A 22,188-nucleotide genomic window follows, 5' to 3' on the forward strand; every position below is an offset into this window, starting at 1 on the left:
GAGACATAGGAGGGGCATGAGCACGGCAAAGGAAACGATCGGGATCGGCATGGTGGGCCACGCGTTCATGGGTGCGGTGCATTCGCACGCGTGGCGCAGTGTGCACCGGTTCTTCAGCCCGCCGCTGATCCCGAGACTCGCCGTGCTCGGCGGCCGTGACGAGGTGCGGACGAAGGCCGCGGCGGAACGGTTCGGCTGGGAAGACGTCGAGACGGACTGGCGCGCGCTGATCGCCCGTGACGACGTCGACCTGGTCGACATCTGCACACCGGGCGACAGCCACGCCGAGATCGCGATCGCCGCGCTCGAAGCGGGCAAGCACGTGCTGTGCGAGAAGCCGCTGGCCAATACCCTCGCCGAAGCCGAAGCGATGGCCGAGGCGGCGGCGAAGGCACGGGCCAACGGCGTCCGGTCCATGGTGGCGTTCAACTACCGCCGGGTGCCCGCGCTCGCGCACGCCAGGAAACTGGTCGCGAGCGGGGCACTCGGCGAGATCCGCCACGTGCGGACGGTCTACCTGCAGGACTGGCTGTCCGACGCCCAGGCGCCGATGACCTGGCGGCTGCACAAGGACAAGGCGGGCTCGGGCGCGCTGGGCGACCTCGGCGCGCACATCGTCGACGCCGCCCAGTTCGTCACGGGCGACACGATCACCGGGGTTTCCGCGCTGACCAACACCTTCGTCAAGGAGCGGCCGGACGGCGACGGCGGTACCGGGCAGGTCACGGTCGACGACACCGCGCTGTTCCTCGGCCGGTTCACCGGCGGCGCGGTGGCGAGTTTCGAGGCGACCCGGTTCGCGCTGGGCCGCAAGAACGCGATGCGGCTGGAGATCAACGGGTCGAAGGCGAGCCTCGCGTTCGACTTCGAGTCGATGAACGAACTGTCCTTCTTCGACGGTGGCCAGCCCGCCACCGAGGCCGGGTTCCGCCGGATCCTGGTCACCGAACCCGAGCACCCGTACGTCGGGGTGTGGTGGCCGCCGGGCCACCTGCTCGGCTACGAGCACACCTTCACCAACGAGGTCGCCGATCTGCTCAACGCGATCGGCGACGGCAAGGATCCCGAACCGTCCTTCGAGGACGGGTTGAGGGTTCAGCAGGTCTTGGCCGCGGTCGAACGCAGCGCGTCCGACGAGGCGCGATGGACCACTGTGCCCGGCGTCACCACGAAGGGGAGTAACTGAGGAGTAGATCCAGCCGAAAGTCGCATGACGGCTATCACTGCGACTTGGTTCGATCCGAAACATCCGACCATCGGAGGTTGGTGTTCTCGGGCTGGGAAAGGTGGAGGAAATGCCTGCTCACGAGCGTACGGGCATCTGGTTGATCGGGGCGAGGGGGTCGGTGGCCACCACGGCCGCGGTAGGGCTCCTCGCGCTGCGCGCGGGGGTGACGGGCGGTGGCGGCTGCGTCACCGAGCTGCCCGCGTTCGCCGGGGTTCCGTTGCCGGGCTGGGACGATCTGGTCCTCGGCGGGCACGACATCGCGCATACGCCGCTGGAGAAGCGGGCCGAGCAGCTGGCGCACGCCGGCGTGTTCGGGCACGCGGCGTTCGCCGCGGTCCGGTCCGGGCTGGCCGAGGTGGACGCCGAGATCCGCGACGGCTACCACCCGGCGTCCCACACCGGTGCCCAGGCCGACGCGGCCGCCCGGCTCACGGCGGACATCCGAGCTTTCGCCGACCGGCACGACCTCGCGCGGGTCGTCGTGGTCAACGTGTCCTCCACCGAGGCCCCGTGCCCCCACCTGCCCGAACATGACGACCTCGACGCGCTGGAAGCGGCGCTCGCCGACCCGGCACGGACGGTGCTCCCGTCGAGTTCCCTGTCGGCCTACGCGGCCTTGAAGGCGGGAAGCCCGTACGTCGAGTTCACGCCGTCCGCCGGGATCACCCTGCCCGCGCTGCGGCAGCTCGCCGAGCGCGAGGGCCTGCCGTACGCCGGGTGCGACGGCAAGACCGGTGAGACGCTGCTGCGCACCGTCCTCGCGCCGATGTTCAGCGCGCGGGCGCTGAAGGTCCGCTCCTGGGCGGGCACCAACCTGCTGGGCGGCGGCGACGGCGAGACCCTCGCCGACCCGGTGACCGCGAACAGCAAGCTGGAATCCAAGGCCCGCGGGCTCGCGGCGCTGCTCGGCGAGGACGTCACCGCGCCGCTGCACATCGACAACGTGCCCGACCTCGGCGAGATCAAGACCGCGTGGGACCACGTGTCGTTCGAGGGTTTCCTCGGCGCGCGCATGAGCCTGCAGTTCACCTGGACCGGTTACGACTCCGCGCTCGCGGCGCCGCTGATCCTGGACCTCGCGAGGCTGGTGACCGCGGCGCACGCCGGCGGCCAGAGCGGCGCGCTGACCGAACTCGGCTTCTTCTTCAAGGATCCGCTGGGCAGCGACGAACACCGCTTCGCCGAGCAGACCGCCCGCCTGATCACCTGGGCGGGAACCCTGTGAAGGCTTACGTGGAACTCGTGCGGGCGCCCGCCGCGCTGACGGTGCTCGGCGACACGGTCGCCGGATCCGCCGCGGCGGGGCTCAAGATGACCGGGCGACGGCTGCTGCTGCCGCTGTCTTCGGTCGCCTTCTACTGGGCCGGGATGGCCCTCAACGACTGGGCGGACCGGAAGCTTGACGCCGTGGAGCGGCCCGAGCGGCCGATCCCGTCCGGGCGGGTGAGTGCCGGCGCGGCGCTCACCACCGGGACCGTGCTGACCGCTGCCGGACTTGGCCTGGCAGCGCTCGGTGGCGGCCGCCGGGCGATGCGCGTCGCGGTCCCGCTCGCGGCGTCGGTGTGGGCTTACGACACCGTGCTCAAGCCGACCCCGGCCGGGCCGGTGGCGATGGCGGCTTGCCGCACGCTCGACGTCCTGCTGGGCGCGGGCGACTCTCCGAAGAAGGCGGCCACCGCCGCGGCGGCGGTGGGTGTGCACACACTCGGCGTCACGGCGTTGTCCACCGGGGAAGTGCACGGCGCGAAACCAGGCACGGCCCGCGCCGCACTGGCCACCAGCTGTGCGGCGACAACGTTGGCATTGACCGGACCGGCGCGGGGCGGCTGGCATCGCGCGGCCTCGATGGCGGCCGGTTCGGGCTACGCGGGCCTGGTCGGCCGGGCGCAGGCGGACGCCGTCCGCGACCCGTCGGCGAAGTCCGTGCGGTCGGCGACGAAGTCCGGCATCCACGGCATGGTCCCGCTGCAGGCGGCGGTCACGGCCAAGGGCTCGGTACTGGGGGCCGTGCTGGTCGCGGCCGCACTGCCGATCGCCCGCAAGCTGTCGCGGAAGGTGAGCCCCACATGACGTTTTCTCTGGGATACGGCACCAACGGCTTCTCCAACCACCGGCTCGACGACGCGCTCGCGATCATCGCCGACCTCGGGTACACCGGGGTGGCGCTGACGCTTGACCACGATCACTTCGACCCGTTCGCCGACGATCTGGCGCGGCAGGTCGATCACGTGGCCTCCCGGCTTTCGGCGCTCGGCCTGAACCGGGTCGTCATCGAGACCGGCGCACGCTACCTGCTCGACCCGTGGCGCAAGCACTCCCCGACGCTGCTTTCGGACGATCCCGCGCTCCGGATCGACTTCCTGGCGCGGGCCCTGCAAATCGCCGGGGACCTCGGCGCCGATTGCGTTTCGTTCTGGTCCGGTGTGTCCACTGTGGACTCTAATTTCGCCTGGGCCCGGTTGCGTGAGGGGGTCTCGGCAGTCCTGGAGCACGCCGCGCGGCTGAACATGCGGCTGGCGATGGAACCCGAGCCCGGGCATCTCGTGCAGCATCTCGGCCAGGTCCTGGACCTGCGCAAGGAACTCGGCGAGCCGGACCTCTTCGGGGTCACGCTCGACGTCGGGCACTGCGTCGCGGTCGAGCCGGTGAACGCGGCCGAATGCGTCCGCCTCGCCGGCCCGCTGCTGTGGAACGTGCAGCTCGACGACATGCTGCCGCGGGTCCACGAGCATCTGGAGTTCGGCGACGGGCACCTGGATCTGCCGGGGACGCTCGCCGCGCTGGCGGAGATCGGCTACACCGGGCTGGCCGCGGTCGAACTGCCCCGGCACAGCCACGCCGCGCCGGACACCGCACGGCGGGCTTTCGAGGCCCTCACCGCGGCGATGCCGCAGACGTGGTCGGCCAAGGCGGAACGCCGGATCCGGGAGAAGCCGTCGGTGATCGGCTCGCTCTTCCCGGCCGTCGGCCGCGAGGTCGGCCGTGAAGCGCTGCGCCCGGACACGGATCCTCAGGGGCTGGTCCACGGCACTGTCGACGACCGGGCGCGGGTCCGGCTCGTGGAGGTCCTGGCCGACGTCCTCGACGACGCCGCGCTGGCCGCGGAACTGCGCGACCTCTACCGCTACGGCGACGACGCCGAGCGGCGCGGGGTCCTGCGGGCGCTCAACGCGCTGGAGTCCCCGGGCGCCGAAGTCACCGATGCCGGGATCAAGCTGGTCGAGGATGCCTTGCGCGCCAACGACATCAGGCTGGTCGCCGCCGCCATGGGTGCCTTCGCCCGGTTCCTGGACGACCACACGTGGCGCCACGGCGTCCTCAAATGCGTCTTCGTCGGTGTGCCGCTGGCCGCCGTCGCGGACCTTACTTCCCGCGCGGACGACGAGCTTCGAAGAATGCTCGCCGACTTCGCCGACGAACGCAGGGCGGCCGGACGTGACGTACCCGCCGACGCCCTCGAACTCCTCAAGGAGAACTGAGCCAGTGCGTATCTTCGATCCCCACATCCACATGTCCTCCCGCACCACCGACGACTACGAAGCCATGTACGCGGCCGGTGTCCGCGCGCTGGTCGAGCCCGCGTTCTGGCTGGGGCAGCCGCGCACCAGCGTCGGCTCGTACACCGACTACTTCGACGCGCTCATCGGCTGGGAACGGTTCCGCGCCGCCCAGTTCGGCATCCGGCACCATTGCACGATCGCGCTGAACCCCAAGGAGGCCAACGACCCCCGCTGCCGCGAGGTGCTCGACGTGCTCCCGAGGTACCTGGCGAAGGACGGCGTGGTCGCGGTCGGCGAGGTCGGCTACGACTCGATGACCAAGGAAGAGGACGAGGTCTTCTCGCAGCAGTTGGCGATGGCGCTGGAGCACGATCTCCCGGTCCTGGTGCACACCCCGCACCGCGACAAGCTGGAAGGCACCAAGCGCACCCTCGACGTCGTGCGTGAGGCCGGCGTCGCGCCGGAGCGCGTGGTCGTCGACCACCTCAACGAGGTCACCGTCAAGCTGGTCAAGGACTCCGGCGCCTGGATGGGTTTCTCCATCTACCCGGACACCAAGATGGACGAGCACCGGATGGTCGAGATCCTGCGCCAGTACGGGCTGGACCAGATGATCGTCAACTCGGCCGCCGACTGGGGCCGGTCCGATCCGCTGAAGACCGCCAAGACCGGACAGGCGATGCTCGACGGCGGTTTCACCGAGGCCGACGTCGACAAGGTGCTGTGGCAGAATCCCGTCGACTTCTACGGTCTCAGCGGCAGGCTCACGCTCGACCCGCTGCCCGGGTTCACCGGCGAGGCCGTGACCTTCGAGGGCAACTCGGTCCTGCGAGGTGCCCGCAAATGATCTCCTACTGTACGAACGTCCATCCCGCCGAGGATGTCGACGGCATCGTCGCGCAGCTGGAGCGGTACGCGCTGCCCGTGCGTGAGCGGCTGGGCGCCGATCGGCTCGGCGTGGGGCTGTGGCTCTCCGCGCCTGTCGCGCGCGGACTCGCCGAAGACGCCGGAGCACGCAAACGTTTCCGCGCCGAACTCGACGCTCGCGGGCTTTCGGTCTACACGCTGAACGCGTTCCCGTACGGCGGCTTCCACGACGACGTCGTCAAGCACGCGGTCTACCGTCCTGAGTGGACACACCCGGACCGGGTCGCCTACACGATCGACTGCGTGAACGTGCTGTCCGGCCTGCTCGCCGAGGACGCTTCCTACGGCAGCATATCGACGCTGCCGTTGGCTTGGCGTGAACCGTGGACCGATCAGGACGACCGCCGCGCCACCGAGGCGTTCGGTCAGGTCGTCCGCGCGATCGGTGACCGGCCGATCAAACTGGCCGTCGAACCGGAACCCGGCTGTGTGCTCGACACCGTGGCCGACGCGCTGGGCTGGCTTTCCGGCCGCGTCGATCCGGAGCACGTTGGTCTGTGCCTGGACACCTGTCATCTCGCGGTGTCGTTCGCCGATCCGGCGGAGACCCTCAAGGCGATCGCGGAGTCCGATGTGGACATCGTGAAGGTGCAGGCTTCCGCCGCGTTGCACGTCGAAGATCCCGCTGAAGCTCGTGACGCGCTGGCGGCGTTCGCCGAACCGCGGTACCTGCACCAGGTCCGCGAGTTTTCGGGCGGTGTCGTGCGCAAGGCCGACGACCTGCCCGAGGCGTGGACCGACCTGCCGGGGGAGGGGCCGTGGCGCGTGCATTTCCACATGCCGCTGCACCAGGACCCGGCCGCGCCGCTGTCCACCACGACCGACGTCCTGCGCACGGTCGCCGCCGGACTGCCCGGCGAACCGCATATCGAGGTCGAGACCTACACCTGGAGCGTGCTCCCGGACGCGGGCGACCTCGTCGGCGGAATCGCCGCGGAACTCGAATGGGCACAGGCGAACCTCGTCAAGGAAGGGGTGTCCGCGTGAAACCCTTGGTCGTCATCGACGTCGTCGGGCTGACCCCGAAGGCGTTGCGGGACATGCCGAAACTGTCCGCTGTCGCCCGAGACGGCTGGCAGGCCGAACTGGGCACCGTGCTGCCCGCGGTCACCTGCAGCGCGCAGTCGACGTTCCTCACCGGGCTCATGCCCGCGCAGCACGGAATCGTCGGCAACGGCTGGTACTTCCGCGAGCTCGGCGAGATCTTCCTGTGGCGTCAGCACAACCGGCTCGTCGGTGGCGAGAAGCTGTGGGAGACCGCACGGGCGGCGCACCCCGGCTACACGTCGGCGAACGTCTGCTGGTGGTACGCGATGGGGATGAGCACCGACGTCACGGTGACCCCGCGGCCGATCTACCACGCCGATGGCCGCAAGTCGCCGGACGCCTACGTGCGCCCGCCCGAACTGCACGACCAGCTGACCGGTGCGCTGGGGGAGTTCCCGCTCTTCCAGTACTGGGGCCCGACGGCGTCGCTGAAGTCGAGCAAGTGGGTGATCGGGGCGTCACGGCAGATCCTGCGGGAGAAGCGTCCAGACCTGCTGCTGACCTACGTCCCGCACCTGGACTACGACCTGCAGCGCTTCGGCCCCGACGCACCGCAAGCTGCTCTGGCTGCGAGGGAATTGGACAACGCGCTCGCGCCGCTGCTCGACGATGCCCGCAACGCCGGGGCGACCGTGGTCGCGCTCAGCGAGTACGGGATCACGAACGTCAGCAGGCCGGTCGACATCAACCGGGCGCTGCGGCGCGAGGGTCTGCTGGAGGTCTACACCCAGGCGGGCATGGAGTACCTCGACCCGTGGGCGTCGCGCGCGTTCGCCGTCGCCGACCACCAGGTCGCGCACGTCTACGTCCGCGACTCCGCCGATATCGAGCGAGTGCGGTCGATCGTCGGTGAACTGACCGGCGTCGACGAGGTGCTCGACCGCGAGGCGCAGGCTCGCTATGGGTTGGATCACGAGCGCGCAGGCGAGCTCGTCGCGGTCGCCGAGCCGGACGCGTGGTTCACCTACTACTACTGGCTCGACGACGAGCGGAAGCCCGACTTCGCGCGCGGCGTCGAGATCCACCGCAAACCGGGCTACGACCCCGCCGAGCTGTTCTTCGACCCGGAGGACAAGTTCGCCAAGGCGCGGGCCGGGCTCAACCTGGCGAAGAAGTTCGCCGGGCTCCGCTACGCGATGGACGTCGTCCCGACCGACCCGCGCTGGGTGCGCGGTTCGCACGGACGGCTGCCCGATTCCACTGAGGATGGTCCGGTGTTGTTGTGCTCGGATCCGGCCTTCCAGCCGTCCGGTCGCGTCGGGGCGACCGACGTGCATCCGCTGTTGTTGTCGCTCCAAGGGCTGAAGTAGGGCTTCGGTACAGGGGGTCGTGAGTGGTAAGTGACGTTCTAACGGCACTTACCACTCACGACCACCTCACCCCATCCCCACCCGCACCCTCCCTCCCCACCTCACCTTCAGAAAGGACGCTCCACCCCGCATCCCCTTCCTTGATCGCCGCCGCTCATCGAAAGGATCGCCACTGCTATGTCTTTGAAACGACGATTGGGTGTGCTCGTCACATCCATGGTCACGGCTCTGACAGGCGTCGCGCTACCGGTGCAGACCGCATCGGCGCACGAAGCGGCCACGGTGCTCGTGTTCTCCAAGACCGCGGGCTTCCGGCACGATTCGATCCCCGACGGCATCAAGGCGATCAAGGATTTGGGGGCACAGAACCACTTCGCGGTGGAGGCCACCGAGGACGCGGCGGCCTTCACCGACGCGAACCTCAAGCGGTTCAACGCGGTGGTCTGGCTTTCCACCACCGGTGACGTGCTGAACGCGGACCAGCAGGCCGCGTTCGAGCGGTACGTGAAGGGAGGCGGCGGGTACGTCGGCGTGCACGCCGCCTCCGACACCGAGTACGACTGGCCCTGGTACGGCGAGCTGGTCGGGGCTTACTTCAAGTCCCACCCGCAGATCCAGCAGGCGAACGTCAAGGTCGAAGATCATGAGCACGTGTCCACTGTGGATCTTCCGGAGACCTGGCCGCGCACCGACGAGTGGTACAACTACCGCGAGAACCCGCGCAGCAACGTCCACGTGCTCGCGAGCCTGGACGAGAAGAGCTATCAGCCCGGCGACGGCGCGATGGGCGATCACCCGATCGCCTGGTGCCATGAGAATTCCGGCGGCCGCTCCTGGTACACCGGCGGCGGGCACACCAAGGCCTCCTACGCCGAGCCTGCCTTCCTCAAGCATCTGGCGGGCGGCATCAAGTACGCCACCAAGCTGAGCGAGGCGGGCTGCGCCAAGACCCAGGAAGACCCGGTCGACGCGGACTTCGACCAGATCACCCTGGCCAAGGGCGAGGAGAAGACCGGCGAGCCGATCGCGCTTTCGGTGCTGCCCAACCGCGACGTCCTGCACACCTCGCGCGACGGCCGCGTCTGGTACACCAGCTCGTCGGCGACGACGTCGCTGGCCGGGCAGATCCCCGTCTACAACCACGACGAGGACGGCCTCCAAGGCGTCGCCATCGACCCGGACTTCGCCAAGAACCGCTGGGTCTACCTGTACTACGCGCCCAAGCTGAACACCCCCGCCGGTGACGCGCCGGAGAACGGCACCCCCGCCGACTTCGAGCCGTTCAAGGGTTACAACCAGCTTTCGCGGTTCAAGCTCGGCACCGACAACAAGCTCGACCTCGCGAGCGAGCAGAAGATCCTCCAGGTCCCCGCCGAACGCGGCATCTGCTGCCACGCCGGCGGCGAGATCGACTTCGACGCCAAGGGCAATCTGTATCTGTCCACAGGGGACGATTCCAACCCGTTCGCCTCCGACGGCTTCACCCCGATCGACGAGCGCGCCGACCGCAACCCGGTGTACGACGCGCAGCGCACCTCGGCCAACACCAACGACCTGCGCGGGAAGGTGCTGCGGATCAAGGTCGGCGCCGGAGGCAAGTACACGATCCCCAAGGGCAACCTGTTCCCCAAGGGCACGGCCAAGACCAAGCCCGAGATCTACGCGATGGGCTTCCGCAACCCGTTCCGCTTCGCCGTCGACCGTAAGACCGGCTGGATCCACCTGGCCGACTACGGTCCCGATGCCGGCGCTGCCGACCCGAAGCGCGGGCCCGGCGGCACGGTCGAGTTCAACCTGATCAAGAAGCCCGGCAACTTCGGCTGGCCGTACTGCGTCGGGGACAACCTGCCGTTCATCGACTACGACTTCGCCACCAAGCAGTCCGGCGCCGCCTTCGACTGCGCCAAACCGAAGAACACCAGCCCGCGCAACACCGGCCTGACCGATCTGCCGCCGGTCGAGAAGGCGTGGATCGCCTACGACGGCGGTTCGGTGCCCGAGTTCGGTACCGGCCCCGAGTCGCCGATGGGCGGCCCGGTCTACCAGTTCGACGCGAAGAACCCGTCGCAGACCAAGTTCCCGGAGTACTTCGACGGCAAGACCTTCGCCTACGAATGGGAACGCGGCTGGATCAAGGAGATCACCGTCGGCGCGAACGGTGAACGCGGCGCCATCAAGCCGTTCTTCGACTCGATGGACCTCGTCCGCCCGATGAACCTCGAGTTCGGCCCGGACGGCGCGCTCTACGTCCTCGACTACGGAACCGGCTACTTCGGTGGCTCCAAGGAATCCGCCGTCTACCGCATCGACTACACCAAGGGCCGCCGCACGCCGGTCGCCAAGGTGGCCGCGGACAAGACGTCCGGCCAGGCGCCGCTGACCGTCAAGTTCGACCCGGCCGGGACGAACGATCCCGACGGCGGCGCGCTCACCTACGCCTGGGACTTCGACGGGAACGGCACGACCGATTCCACCGAGGCCACCCCGGTTTCCCACACCTACGCCGCGAACGGCCAGTACACGGCGAAGCTGTCGGTCACCGACTCCACCGGGCTGACCGGTTCGGCGAGCGTGGTGGTCACCGTCGGCAACACCGCGCCGGTGGTCACGCTGAAGACCCCGGTCAACGGCAGCGTGTTCAGCTTCGGCGACATGGTCCCGTTCAAGGTCGAGGTGACCGACGCCGAGGACAACCCGATCGACTGCTCCAAGGTGACCGTCGAATACATCCTCGGCCACGAGGGCCACGGACATCCGCTGAGCCGCGCGACCGGTTGTGAAGGCACCATCGCCACGCCCGCCGACGAAGGACACGGCGCGGACGCCAACGTCTTCGGCGTCATCAACGCCAGCTACACCGACAACGGCGGAAACGGCGTGCCCGCGCTCACCGGCGAGGCGGAATCCATCCTGCAGCCCAAGCTGAAGCAGGCCGAGTTCTACACCCAGTCCAGCGGTATCGAGGTCGTCGCGCACGCCGGCGCCAGTGGCGGCAAACGCGTCGGCCACATCGAATCCGGTGACTGGATCAAATTCGACCCGGTGAACCTCGTCGGCGTCAGCGGCATCGGCTACCGGGTCTCGTCCGGCGGCGCGGGCGGCACGATCGAGGTGCGCTCGGGCGCGGTGGACGGACCCCTGGTCCAGACGGTCACCGTCGCCAACACCGGCGGCTGGGACACCTATGCCGACATCCCGGCTTCCGCCATCACCGACCCCGGCGGCACCGGCCCGTTGTTCCTCGTGTTCAAGGGCGGTTCCGGCGGCTTGTTCGACGTAGACGCGATCACCTTCGAGGAGCAAGCATGAGCCGTCCGATCACCCTGTTCACCGGCCAGTGGGCGGATCTCCCGTTCACCGAGGTGTGCAGGCTGGCCAGTGAATGGGGCTACGACGGCCTCGAAATCGCGTGTTCCGGCGACCATTTCGAGGTCGACCGCGCACTGTCCGAAGAGGACTACGTGCTCGGCCGTCTCAAGCTGCTCGCCGAGCACGGCCTCAAGGTGTGGGCGATCTCCAACCACCTCGTCGGTCAGGCCGTCTGTGACGACCCGATCGACGAACGCCACCAGGCCATCATCCCTTCGCGGGTGTGGGGCGACGGTGAACCGGAAGGCGTCCGGCAGCGGGCGGCGAAGGAGATGGCCGACACCGCCCGCGCGGCCGCGAAACTCGGCGTGGACACGGTGATCGGCTTCACCGGTTCGAAGACCTGGAAGTACGTCGCGATGTTCCCGCCCGTCTCGCAGGCGGTCATCGACGACGGCTACCAGGACTTCGCCGACCGGTGGAACCCGATCCTCGACGTCTTCGACGAGGTGGGCGTGCGGTTCGCCCACGAGGTCCACCCGTCGGAGATCGCCTACGACTACTGGACCACCAAACGTGCGCTCGAAGCTGTCGGCGACCGTCCGGCATTCGGGCTGAATTGGGATCCTTCGCACTTCATCTGGCAGGACCTCGACCCGGTCGGCTTCATCCTCGACTTCGCCGACCGGATCTACCACGTGGATTGCAAGGACACCCGGAAGCGGTTCGACGGACGGAACGGACGGCTCGGCTCGCATCTCCCCTGGGGAGATCCCCGACGCGGCTGGGACTTCGTTTCGACCGGGCACGGCGACGTGCCCTGGGAGGACTGTTTCCGCGCACTGAATTCGATCGGCTACGCCGGTCCGATCTCGGTGGAGTGGGAGGACGCCGGCATGGACCGGCTCCGGGGCGCGGCGGAGGCCGTGACCTTTCTGCGGGGGCTCCTGTTCGACAAGCCGTCGGCGGCCTTCGACGCGGCTTTCAGCAACCAGAAGTGAGGGCGGTTTCATGTGCGGTGAAGAAGCTGAGCAGTTCCACTCTCGACGGGCGCTCCTGCGCGGCGCGGCGACGGCGGCGGTCGCGGTCGGCGCTGCGGTAGCCCTGCCGAGCGTGGCCAGTGCGGCCACCGAGGCGGAGACCCAGGGACGCGGCCACCACGGTCGGGGCCGGGTCCCGGTGGACAAGATCAGCATCCAGCTCTACTCCCTGCGCACCGCGCTGCAGGCCGATCTGCCGGGAACCCTGTCCGCGCTGGCGGACATCGGCTATCGGAAGGTCGAACTGGCGGGCACCTACGGCCGCACGGCCGAGGAGTTCCGCGGTCTGCTGGACAAGAACCACATCAAGGCGACGTCCACGCACGTCGGCATCGACGGTGACCTCGACAAGACCATCGCGGACGCGAAGATCCTCGGGAACACCCGCGCCAACGTGCCGTGGGCGAATTTCGACACCATCGACGGCTGGAAGCAGTTCGCCGGCCGGATGGACACGGCGGCACGGAAGTTCCGCCAGGCCGGTATCCCGCTCGGCTACCACAACCACGCGCACGAGTTCGCGCCCATCGACGGCGTGCGCCCGTACGACGTGCTCACCAGGAACACGAACCCGCGGTACGTGCACCTGGAGATCGACCTGTTCTGGGCGGTGGAAGGCGGGATGGACCCGGTTTCGCTGTACCGGCAACACTGCCCGCGCGTGGTGCAGTACCACGTCAAGGACCGGACCGCGGCGGGCGAGATGGTCGACCCGGGCAAGGGCGTCATCGACTTCCCGCGCATCTTCCGCCACACCCGTCCCCACCTCGCCGAATACATCGTCGAGCACGACAACCCCACGGATCCCCTGAGCACCGCCCAGACCGGATTCACCTATCTCCGCAACGTCCGCTTCTAGCTGGGGAATCCACAATGGACAAGAAACACCGCGGGCTGTCCCGCAGATCGATGCTCGCGGGCACCGCGGCCGGGGTCATCGCCCCGGTCGTGGTGTCGGCCAGCGCGGGTTCGGCACCGGCCGCCGCGGCCGGGATGACCCGCAACATCACCGTCTACGCCGACTACGTTCCCGGTTCGACCCGGGTCGGTTACGGGCTCGAACCCGGCAAGCCGACGATCCCCGGGCCGCTCCTGGAGTGCTACGAGGGCGACACGCTGGTGATCGAGCTGGTCAACAACACCGACCAGCGGCTTTCGATCCACCCGCACGGCGTCAACTACGACACCAAGTCGGACGGCTCGCCGTTCAACGATTCCTTCAACAAGCCGTACGAGACCAAGACCTACACCTGGAAGACCCGCACGGCCTACCAGGCGGCCAACGGTTTCTGGATGCCCGGCAGCGCGGGGTACTGGCATTACCACGACCACGCGTTCGGCGGCGACCACGGCACGGCGGGCCTGATGAAGGGTCTCTACGGCGGCCTGATCGTGCGCAAACGCGGCGATCTGCTGCCCAGCAAGCAGTTCACCGTGGTGTTCACCGAAATGTGGATCAACCACCAGGTCGCCCCGAACACCCCGATCTTCGAGGCGAACCTCGGCGAACGCGTCGAGTTCATCTGCATCGGGCACGGCAACCTGATGCACACCTTCCATCTGCACGCGCACCGCTGGGCGGACACCCGCACCGGCATGCTCACCAGCGCGACCGACAACGCGCCGATCCTCGACAACAAGACCTTGGACCCCGGCAACTCCTTCGGGTTCCAGGTGATCGCCGGTGACGGCGTCGGGCCGGGCGCGTGGATGTACCACTGCCACGTCCAGCAGCACTCGGACGACGGCATGTCCGGGGTGTTCTTGGTCCGCAACGCCGACGGCGGGATGCCCGCGGGCGCCCAGGAGGCGATCGACCGCTTCAAGGGGCACCAGCACACCACCACGTCCACGCCGAACGCCACCGGCGCCTCGGCCCACCACCACTAGTCTTGAAAGGAGCGAGAACTTGAGACGAGTGTTTTCGCAACGCCGGCTCCGCAGACGGTCACTGGCCGCGCTCGCGGTCGGCGCCGTCGTCACCTCCGGGCTGCCGCTGGCCATCGCGCCGGTGACCGCCGAAGCCGCGACGAACGTCCCGGTGAACGTCCTGGTCTTCCACGGCGCGGCCGCGGACCAGAAGGACCCCGTCCTGCGTGCCACGGACGCGATCGCGAGCCTGGGCCAGGCGAACGGCATCTCCGTTTCGTCCTCTTCGGACCCCGCGGTGTTCACGCAGGCCAACCTCGCGAAGTACCGCGGCGTCGTCTTCCTGTCCGCGCAAGGCATCACGCTGAACCGTGACCAGGAAACCTCGCTGCAGAACTACATGAAGGCGGGCGGCGGTTTCCTCGGCCTCTCCGACGCCGCGCGGGCGCAGGACGGCTCGCAGTGGTTCTCCGGGCTGATCGGCGCCCGTCCGGTGGGGGCGCGCCCCACGCCGGAGGCGGTCGCCTCGGTCACCGCGAGCGCGGAGAACCCGCCCAACGAGACCAAGGAAAAGCTCACCGACAACAACGAGAACACCAAGTGGCTGACCTTCTCGCCGACCGGCTGGGTCGCCTACAAGATGGCCGCCCCGGTGGCCGTGAGCAGCTACGACCTCGTCTCGGCGAACGACTTCCCCGGACGTGACCCCAAGAGCTGGACCCTGCAGGGCTCCAACGACGGGACCACGTGGACCGATCTGGACACTCGCACCAACGAGACGTTCGCCGACCGGTTCGTGAGCCGCAAGTTCACCTTCACCAACACCACGGCGTACGCGAACTACCGGCTGAACATCACCGCCAACGCCGGTGAACCGCTCATCCAGCTGGCCGATTGGAAGCTGTACAAGGACAACTCGACCACCCCGCCGCCGCCGGAGCCCGATCCGGCCCAGGCCACGGTCGACGTCCTCGACAAGGCGAACCCGGCCACCGCGGGCCTGCCACAGAAGTGGGTGCGCACCGACCGGTGGCTCAACTGGGAGGTCAACCCGGTCGGCACCGTGCACACGGTCGCGCAGGTCGAGGAATCGACCTACAAACCGGGGGTCGGCGCGAACGGCGCCTTCCACCCGATCTCGTGGTGCCGTGACTACGACGGCGGCCGCTCCTTCTACAGCGGCATGGGCCGGACCGAGGCGAGCTACGGTGAAGCCCAGTTCCGCAGCCACATCCTCGGCGCGCTCAAGTGGACCACCGGCATGGTGCGCGGTGACTGCAAGGCGGGTATCGCGGCCAACTACAAGGTCGAACGCCTGACCGGGATCAACCAGCCCGGCCAGCTGGACCAGATGGGCGAGCCGCACGGGCTCACCATCGCGCCGAACGGCCGGGTCTTCTACATCGGCCGCGCGGCCTGCGCCGGCAACGTCGTGCCCGCGCCGAACGACTGGACCAACCCCGAGATCGGCGCCGGCTGCGGCACGATCCACCAGTGGGACCCGGTCACCAAGAAGCCGAAGCTGCTCACCACGCTGAAGGTGATGGGCAACCGCGGCAGCGGCGACGAACTGGTCAAGAACGAGGAAGGCCTCCTCGGTCTCGTGCTGGACCCGAAGTTCAGCGAGAACGGCTGGATGTACGCCTACTGGATGCCGCACTCGTCGGTCGACATCGACAAGCGGATCGGCAAGCGCACGGTTTCGCGGTTCACCTACGACCTGAAGAACCAGACGCTGGACCAGGCGACCCGCAAGGATCTGCTGTCGTGGGACGTCCAGGTCCACAGCTGCTGCCACGCCGGCGGCGGGATGGACTTCGACAAGGACGGGAACCTCTACATCGGTTCCGGTGACAGCAACTCGTCGCAGGGCTCCAACGGGTACTCCGGCAACAACTGGACCCAGGACTACAAGGGCGTCTCGTTCCAGGACGCGCGCCGTACCGCCGGCAACACCAACGACCTCAACGGCAAGATCCTGCGGATCCACCCGGAGCCGGACGGTACCTACACCAACCCGGCGGGCAACCTGTTCCCCGAGGCGAACGACCCCGGGAACAAGACCAGGCCCGAGATCTACGTGATGGGCGTGCGGAACATCTCGCGGCTGCAAGTCGACAAGAAGACCAACTGGCTGACCGCCGCGTGGGTCGGCCCGGACGCGTCCTCGCCGAGCCCGGAACTCGGCCCGGCCAAGTACGAGACCGCCACGGTCATCACCGAGGCGGGTAACCACGGCTGGCCGTACTGCATGGGCAACAAGCAGCCGTACCGCGACCGCAGCAGCACCGACGCCGCGGTGCTCACCGGCTGGTACGACTGCGACAACCCCGTCAACACCTCGCCGCGCAACACCGGTTTGGTGAACCTTCCGCCGATCAAGAAGAACATGATCTGGTACTCGCCGGACGGCGGCGGACCGGTGTTCCCCAACCGGCCCAACAGCTCCGTCCCGTCGTACAACGCGGCCGAGGCCACCTATACGCAGCCCTACCTCAAGGGCGGCGGCCAGGCGGTCATGACCGGGCCGACGTACCACCGCGAACTGGTCAACACCAACAGCGGTGTCGCGTGGCCGGCCTACTGGAACGACAAGTGGTTCATCGGTGACCAGAGCAACGGGCAGAACCGGATCGCGGTCACCCTCGACCCGAACGGCGTCGCGAAGCAGGATCCGCCGGTGTTCGCCGAGACCGTGCGGCAGATCATCCCGACCGGTGGTGGCGACACCAAGCTGAACCAGTGGATGGACGCCAAGTTCGGGCCGGACGGCGCGCTGTACGCGCTCGACTACGGCGGCGGCTTCTTCACCCTGACCAACAACCAGAAGCTGCTGAAGATCAGCTACATCGGCGGTGAGGCGACCCCGGCCGCGGCGGCGTCGTCGACCATGGTGCAGAACAAGCCGCTCACCGCGGCCTTCACCGGGTCGAAGTCCGGCGGCGTCTCCTACAAGTGGGAGTTCGGCGACGGCACGATCTCGACGCAGCCCGACCCGCGGCACACCTACCCGCGCACGGGTCTGTACACCGCCAAGCTGACCGTGACCTATGCGAACGGCGAGACGGTGACCACGCGGAACTCGGTGAACGTCGGGTGTCTCGTGGCGGATTCCAGTGCCACGGTGACCATCGGTGACACCGACACCGGGGTGACCAACCGCAACGCCGGTGGCGGCTGCACGGTCGACGACATGATCGACGACGAGAGCACGTGGACCTCCCACGCCGGTTTCGTCAACCATGTCACGCAGGCCGTGGACCGGCTGGGCGACCTCGGCGTGCTGAACGCGGCCGAGTCGGACAAGATCAACGCCGCGGCCGCCGCTTCGCCCATCGGCAACAAGGGCGTCACCGGCTACGACGCGATCTACGACGGCACGCCCGAATCGTTCCGCAACTGGTCGCAGGCGCCGTCCGGGCAGTTCGCCATCCAGCCGGACGGGTCACTGCGACCGTCGGGCGGGCTGGGCATGCTGTGGTACTCGGCACGGCAGTTCGGCAACTTCTCGGTGAAGCTGCAGTTCAAGGACATCGCGCCGACCGGCAGCGCCAACAGCGGTGTGTTCGTCCGGTTCCCGGACCCGCGCACCCCGCTGGAGCAGCGTCCGCCGGGCAGCTGCGGCACGGTCGGTTCGGCGAGGACGTCGCAGGCCTGGGTCGCGATCTACTGCGGCCACGAGGTGCAGCTGTACGACGGGGCCACCGGTGAGCCGCAGAAGACCGGGTCGATCTACAACTTCGACCCGCGGCCGCTGGACCAGGCGGGCGTGAAGCCGAAGGGGACCTGGAACGAGTACGAGGTCAAGGTCGTCGGGCAGAAGTACACGATCATCCGCAACGGTGTCGTGATCAACGAGTTCGAGAACGCGCCGGGGATCAACTCGTCGCGGGCGGGCGACCCGTCGACCGACTTCCGGCAGTTCGTCAGCGGGTTCATCGGTCTGCAGAACCACGGTGACAACGACCTGATGGAGTTCCGCAACATCCGGGTGCGGCAGCTGTAGCGCGAAAGCCGGCCGGGCGCGCGGGTTCGCGTGCCCGGCCGGTGTCCCTTGTACGGAAGGTTTCCCTGCGATGTCCCCAAGAACCCTCGTCGTGGCCCTGGTGGCCGCGACGCTCGCACTGGCGGGCCTGGTGTTACCGGGCTCGTCCGCACCCGCCTCCGCCGCACCCGTCCAGACCCTGGAATGGACCGCGGGCGACAGCACCGACCACTACCTCAGCGCGCCGTCCACCGCGGTGGCGGGCGAGACCACGATCGTCTTCAAGAACACCGAAGCCCTCGGCTCGACGATGTCGCACACGCTGACGTTCGACACCTCGACGCCGGGCTACAACCACGACGTCAACCTCAACATCCTCGCCAATCCCTACGACGACAAGAACGGCGTGCACGAGGCCACGGTCACGCTGACCCCGGGCAAGTACCGGTACTACTGCACGATCCAGGGCCACACCAAGATGATGGGCGAGTTCGTCGTCACCGACGGCGGCGGCGCCGACACCACTCCGCCGACCGTGACCGCGAACGTGACCGGTACCAAGGACACCGCCGGGAACTACGTCGGTTCCGCGACGGTGAACCTGTCCGCGTCGGACAGCCAGTCCGGAGTGGACAAGGTCGAGTACCAGCTCGACGGCGGCGCCTGGACCGCGTACACCGCACCTGTGGCGGTCTCCGCCGCCGGTGCGCACATGGTCCACTATCGCGCTTCTGACAAAGCGGGCAACGTTTCGCCGGAAGGGATGTCGTCGTTCACCGTCGTGACCGGGCAGCCCGGCGACACGACTCCGCCGACGGTGACTTCCGAGGTGACGGGGACCAAGGACACCGCGGGCAACTACCTCGACACCGCCACCGTGAAGCTCACCGCGACCGACGCCGGCTCCGGCGTCGACAAGGTCGAGTACAAAGTGGACGAAGGCGCGTGGACCGCGTACACCGCTCCGGTCGCGGTCACCGCGCCGGGGATGCACATGGTCTCGTACCGCGCGTCGGACAAGGCGGGCAACGTCTCGCCGGAGGGCATGGCGCACTTCACGATCGTCAGCAGCGACACCACCGCGCCGACGGTGACCTCCGAGGTGACCGGAACCAAGGACACCGCCGGGAACTACGTCGGCAAGGCGACCGTGGCCCTCACGGCGACCGACGCCGGCTCGGGCGTCGGCAAGGTCGAGTACCAGCTGGACGGCGGACCGTGGCTGACGTACTCGGCGCCGCTCGCGCTCACCGTCGTCGGCGCGCACACGGTGAAGTACCGCGCCACCGACAAGGCGGGCAACGTCTCGGCCGAAGGCACGGCGACGTTCACCATCGTCGAGGGCGACGACAGCACCGCGCCCGCCGTCTCGGTGGTGGTGAGCGGAGATCTGGACGGAAGCTGGTCGTACATCGAGGACGCGACCATCAACCTGACCGCGACGGACACCGGGTCCGGCGTCGACAAGATCGAGTACAAATTGGACGGTGGGGCCTGGACGGTCTACACCGCGCCGGTGAAGGTGACCGAGCTCGGCACGCACACGCTGACCTACCGCGCGTCGGACAAGGCGGGCAACGTCTCGGCGGAACAGGGCGGCGCGTTCACCATCGTCGCCGCGCCGCCGGGCCCGGACGCGTGCCCGGACTCCGACGTCCGGGACACCGTGATCCTCGGCACGGCGGACAGCCAGGTCGAGAACCGCGACACCGGCAACGGCTGCACGATCAACGACGTGATCGACGACGAGTCGGACTACTCGTCGAACGAGCAGTTCGTGACCTACGTGCGGGCCGTGACGCAGGAGCTCCTCGACGGCGAGGTCATCTCGTCCGACGAGCGGAACCTGATCGTCACGGCGGCGATCGACTCCGGTATCGGCGGCTCGACCGCCGAGCCGGAACCGGAGCCCGGTAAGAAGAAGCCGGAGACGAAGAACCCCGGCATGAAGAAGACCGTGAAGACGCCGATCCGGGACGTCTGAGCGGTACTCGGCCCGGCTCCGCAGGGCTGTGCCGAATGTGGTGAAGGGGCCTTTCCTCGCATACGAAGCGGGGAAAGGCCCCTTCGCTTCCGCCTGGGTGACGAGTCACGTCTCTGAGCACGCGAGTCACGTCTTCGGTTACCTTTCTCGCGTCGCGCTCGTCATGTCCATGACGGGTTCGGCGCGAGAAAGGTATCGACATGACCGGTGAGGCGCTGGCCAGCGCGTTCGAGGAGCAGCGCGGGCGTCTGGTGGCCGTGGCCCAGCGGATGCTCGGCTCGCGCGCGGACGCCGAAGACGCCGTCCAGGAGGCCTGGCTGCGGCTGGCCCGCCAGGACGCCGACACGATCGACAACCTGTCCGGCTGGCTGACCACGGTCGTCGGCCGCGTCTGCATCGACGTCCTGCGCTCCCGCAAGACCCGCCCCGAGGATTCCTACGACGAGCCGCCCGAGCTGCTGGTGCTGGAGGACTCGCCGGAAGAGGACGCGCTGCTCGCCGAATCGGTCGGGGTGGCGCTGGTCGTGGTGCTCGACACCCTCGGCCCGGCGGAGCGGCTGGCGTTCGTCCTGCACGACCTGTTCGCGGTCCCGTTCGCCGAGGTCGGCGAGATCCTCGGCAAATCCGCCGCCGCGGCCAAGATGCTCGCCAGCCGGGCTCGCCGGAAGGTGCAAGGACGGCGTCCAGCCGACGAGCCTCGGCAACACGCGGTCGTCGAGGCGTTCCTCGCCGCCGCGCGCGAAGGAGACTTCGAAGGACTGGTCGAGATGCTCGACCCCGACGTGACGTGGCGTTCGCGGAGCAGGCACGGCGAGGTCGTGCGGCTCGGCGCGGCCGAGGTGGCCACGCGAGTCCAGCGCGGGGCGCGCGCCGTCGTCACCACTCGTCCCGCGCTGGTCAACGGCAAACCGGGAATCGTGTCGTGGAGCCGGACCGGCAAGCTGCTGGGCGTGATGTCCTGCACCATCGTCGACGGCCGTATCGTCGAAATCGATTCCGTGAGTGACCCGCGTCGCCTCGCGGCCATGGGTGTTACCTCCCGGGAGTCCTCCTCGTCGAAGTAAGTGAACACCGACGAGAAGGAGAAATCCCGTGCAGGCAAGGATCGATTACCTCAAGACCGCTCTCGCGCCGAAGCTGGTGAAGCACCTCGTCTCGGCCGCGAAGGTGCTCGACGGCAGCGAACTTCCTTTGGCGACAAGGGAACTGGTGAACATCCGGGCCAGCCAGATCAACGGCTGCTCGGGCTGCCTCGACATGCACACCAAGGACGCGGCGCACGCGGGGGAGACCACGACCCGGCTGAACCTGGTCGCGTGCTGGCGCGAGGCGACGGTCTTCACCGAGGCCGAACGCGCCGCGCTGGAGCTCACCGAGCAGGGCTGCCGCCTCGCCGACGGCAGCGGTGTCACCGACGAGGCGTGGGCGGCCGCCGCCAAGCATTACGACGACGAGCAGCTCGTGGCGCTGGTGACCCAGATCGCGCTCATCAACGCCTTCAACCGGCTCAACGTCATCACCCGGCAGCCGGCGGGCGACTACACGCCAGGCCAGTTCGCGGGGCACTGATGGACACCGCACTATGGATCGTCGCCTGGCTGCTGGCCGTCATGTATGCCGTGTCCGGCGTCGGGAAAATGTTCCTGCCAAGGGAAAAGATCGCCGGCGTGGCGTCGGCCGCGGGCTGGGTGCTGGATTTCGGCCCGGGTACCGTGAAGTTCATCGGGGTGGTCGAGATCCTGGGCGCGGTCGGCCTGATCCTTCCGGCCTTGCTCGACATCGCGCCGGAACTCGTGCCGCTGGCCGCCCTCGGGCTGGCGCTGGTCATGGCGGGCGCCGTGGTCGTCCGGCTGCGTCGCCGGGAGCCCCTGGTCGCGCTGCTGGACCTGGGCTACCTCGCGCTGTGCGCTTTCGTCGCCATCGGGCGCGCTTGAAACGCGTGAAGGCCCCCTTCCCTCGGCTCAGCCGAGGAAACTCGACCTTCGCACC

Annotated in this window: 16 protein-coding genes; all 16 read left to right on the forward strand. The window is 68.5% G+C overall.

Annotated elements, in window-relative coordinates:
- The first annotated feature begins 16 nt into the window (after positions 1-16).
- Complete coding sequence (locus LCL61_RS05450; protein WP_340685818.1) at positions 17-1,186, forward strand: Gfo/Idh/MocA family oxidoreductase; 1,170 nt, start codon at positions 17-19, stop codon at positions 1,184-1,186.
- A 109-nt stretch (positions 1,187-1,295) separates the two neighbouring features.
- Positions 1,296-2,453: an inositol-3-phosphate synthase gene (locus LCL61_RS05455; protein ID WP_340685819.1), complete on the forward strand. Its 1,158-nt coding sequence runs from the start codon at positions 1,296-1,298 to the stop codon at positions 2,451-2,453.
- On the forward strand, positions 2,450-3,298 hold the full coding sequence (locus LCL61_RS05460) for an SCO3242 family prenyltransferase (RefSeq protein WP_340685820.1): 849 nt from the start codon (positions 2,450-2,452) through the stop codon (positions 3,296-3,298). Before LCL61_RS05455 ends, LCL61_RS05460 begins: the two co-directional genes overlap by 4 nt.
- Positions 3,295-4,707, forward strand: coding sequence for an EboA domain-containing protein (locus LCL61_RS05465; protein ID WP_340685821.1), 1,413 nt, complete (start codon positions 3,295-3,297; stop codon positions 4,705-4,707). The genes LCL61_RS05460 and LCL61_RS05465 overlap by 4 nt, the downstream gene beginning before the upstream one ends.
- Before the next feature lie 4 nt (positions 4,708-4,711).
- Positions 4,712-5,575 carry a TatD family hydrolase gene (locus LCL61_RS05470; protein WP_016331785.1) on the forward strand — a complete coding sequence of 288 codons (864 nt, stop codon included), beginning with the start codon at positions 4,712-4,714 and terminating at the stop codon, positions 5,573-5,575.
- Positions 5,572-6,642, forward strand: a complete 1,071-nt coding sequence (gene eboE / locus LCL61_RS05475) for a metabolite traffic protein EboE (protein ID WP_340685822.1) — start codon at positions 5,572-5,574, stop codon at positions 6,640-6,642. The genes LCL61_RS05470 and eboE overlap by 4 nt, the downstream gene beginning before the upstream one ends.
- Positions 6,639-8,012 (forward strand): nucleotide pyrophosphatase/phosphodiesterase family protein, encoded by a 1,374-nt coding sequence (locus LCL61_RS05480; RefSeq protein ID WP_340685823.1) that lies wholly within the window; start codon positions 6,639-6,641, stop codon positions 8,010-8,012. The genes eboE and LCL61_RS05480 overlap by 4 nt, the downstream gene beginning before the upstream one ends.
- Before the next feature lie 216 nt (positions 8,013-8,228).
- Positions 8,229-11,321: a ThuA domain-containing protein gene (locus tag LCL61_RS05485; protein WP_340685824.1), complete on the forward strand. Its 3,093-nt coding sequence runs from the start codon at positions 8,229-8,231 to the stop codon at positions 11,319-11,321.
- Entirely contained in the window at positions 11,318-12,322 is a 1,005-nt protein-coding gene (locus LCL61_RS05490) for a sugar phosphate isomerase/epimerase family protein (RefSeq protein WP_340685825.1), read from the forward strand. Before LCL61_RS05485 ends, LCL61_RS05490 begins: the two co-directional genes overlap by 4 nt.
- Before the next feature lie 10 nt (positions 12,323-12,332).
- Positions 12,333-13,220: a sugar phosphate isomerase/epimerase gene (locus tag LCL61_RS05495; RefSeq protein ID WP_340685826.1), complete on the forward strand. Its 888-nt coding sequence runs from the start codon at positions 12,333-12,335 to the stop codon at positions 13,218-13,220.
- Between the two features lie 14 nt (positions 13,221-13,234).
- On the forward strand, positions 13,235-14,251 hold the full coding sequence (locus LCL61_RS05500) for a multicopper oxidase domain-containing protein (RefSeq protein ID WP_340685827.1): 1,017 nt from the start codon (positions 13,235-13,237) through the stop codon (positions 14,249-14,251).
- A gap of 19 nt (positions 14,252-14,270) precedes the next feature.
- Positions 14,271-18,236: a ThuA domain-containing protein gene (locus LCL61_RS05505; protein ID WP_340685828.1), complete on the forward strand. Its 3,966-nt coding sequence runs from the start codon at positions 14,271-14,273 to the stop codon at positions 18,234-18,236.
- Positions 18,237-18,306: 70 nt separating this feature from the next.
- Entirely contained in the window at positions 18,307-20,199 is a 1,893-nt protein-coding gene (locus LCL61_RS05510) for an OmpL47-type beta-barrel domain-containing protein (protein ID WP_340685829.1), read from the forward strand.
- Positions 20,200-20,399: 200 nt separating this feature from the next.
- Complete coding sequence (locus LCL61_RS05515) at positions 20,400-21,263, forward strand: sigma-70 family RNA polymerase sigma factor (protein WP_340685830.1); 864 nt, start codon at positions 20,400-20,402, stop codon at positions 21,261-21,263.
- Positions 21,264-21,291: 28 nt separating this feature from the next.
- Positions 21,292-21,768 carry a carboxymuconolactone decarboxylase family protein gene (locus LCL61_RS05520; protein WP_340685831.1) on the forward strand — a complete coding sequence of 159 codons (477 nt, stop codon included), beginning with the start codon at positions 21,292-21,294 and terminating at the stop codon, positions 21,766-21,768.
- Entirely contained in the window at positions 21,768-22,133 is a 366-nt protein-coding gene (locus tag LCL61_RS05525; RefSeq protein ID WP_340685832.1) for a DoxX family protein, read from the forward strand. Before LCL61_RS05520 ends, LCL61_RS05525 begins: the two co-directional genes overlap by 1 nt.
- Positions 22,134-22,188: the final 55 nt, after the last annotated feature.

Source organism: Amycolatopsis coloradensis, assembly GCF_037997115.1.
Lineage (GTDB): Bacteria > Actinomycetota > Actinomycetes > Mycobacteriales > Pseudonocardiaceae > Amycolatopsis > Amycolatopsis coloradensis_A.

Bases quoted from the DNA above. Each gene is read 5' to 3' on its own strand.
- LCL61_RS05510 (WP_340685829.1), top strand. From the start codon at position 18,307: ATGTCCCCAAGAACCCTCGTCGTGGCCCTGGTGGCCGCGACGCTCGCA.
- eboE (WP_340685822.1), top strand. From the start codon at position 5,572: ATGATCTCCTACTGTACGAACGTCCATCCCGCCGAGGATGTCGACGGC.
- LCL61_RS05515 (WP_340685830.1), top strand. From the start codon at position 20,400: ATGACCGGTGAGGCGCTGGCCAGCGCGTTCGAGGAGCAGCGCGGGCGT.
- LCL61_RS05500 (WP_340685827.1), top strand. From the start codon at position 13,235: ATGGACAAGAAACACCGCGGGCTGTCCCGCAGATCGATGCTCGCGGGC.
- LCL61_RS05450 (WP_340685818.1), top strand. From the start codon at position 17: ATGAGCACGGCAAAGGAAACGATCGGGATCGGCATGGTGGGCCACGCG.
- LCL61_RS05485 (WP_340685824.1), top strand. From the start codon at position 8,229: ATGGTCACGGCTCTGACAGGCGTCGCGCTACCGGTGCAGACCGCATCG.
- LCL61_RS05490 (WP_340685825.1), top strand. From the start codon at position 11,318: ATGAGCCGTCCGATCACCCTGTTCACCGGCCAGTGGGCGGATCTCCCG.
- LCL61_RS05525 (WP_340685832.1), top strand. From the start codon at position 21,768: ATGGACACCGCACTATGGATCGTCGCCTGGCTGCTGGCCGTCATGTAT.
- LCL61_RS05465 (WP_340685821.1), top strand. From the start codon at position 3,295: ATGACGTTTTCTCTGGGATACGGCACCAACGGCTTCTCCAACCACCGG.
- LCL61_RS05495 (WP_340685826.1), top strand. From the start codon at position 12,333: ATGTGCGGTGAAGAAGCTGAGCAGTTCCACTCTCGACGGGCGCTCCTG.
- LCL61_RS05455 (WP_340685819.1), top strand. From the start codon at position 1,296: ATGCCTGCTCACGAGCGTACGGGCATCTGGTTGATCGGGGCGAGGGGG.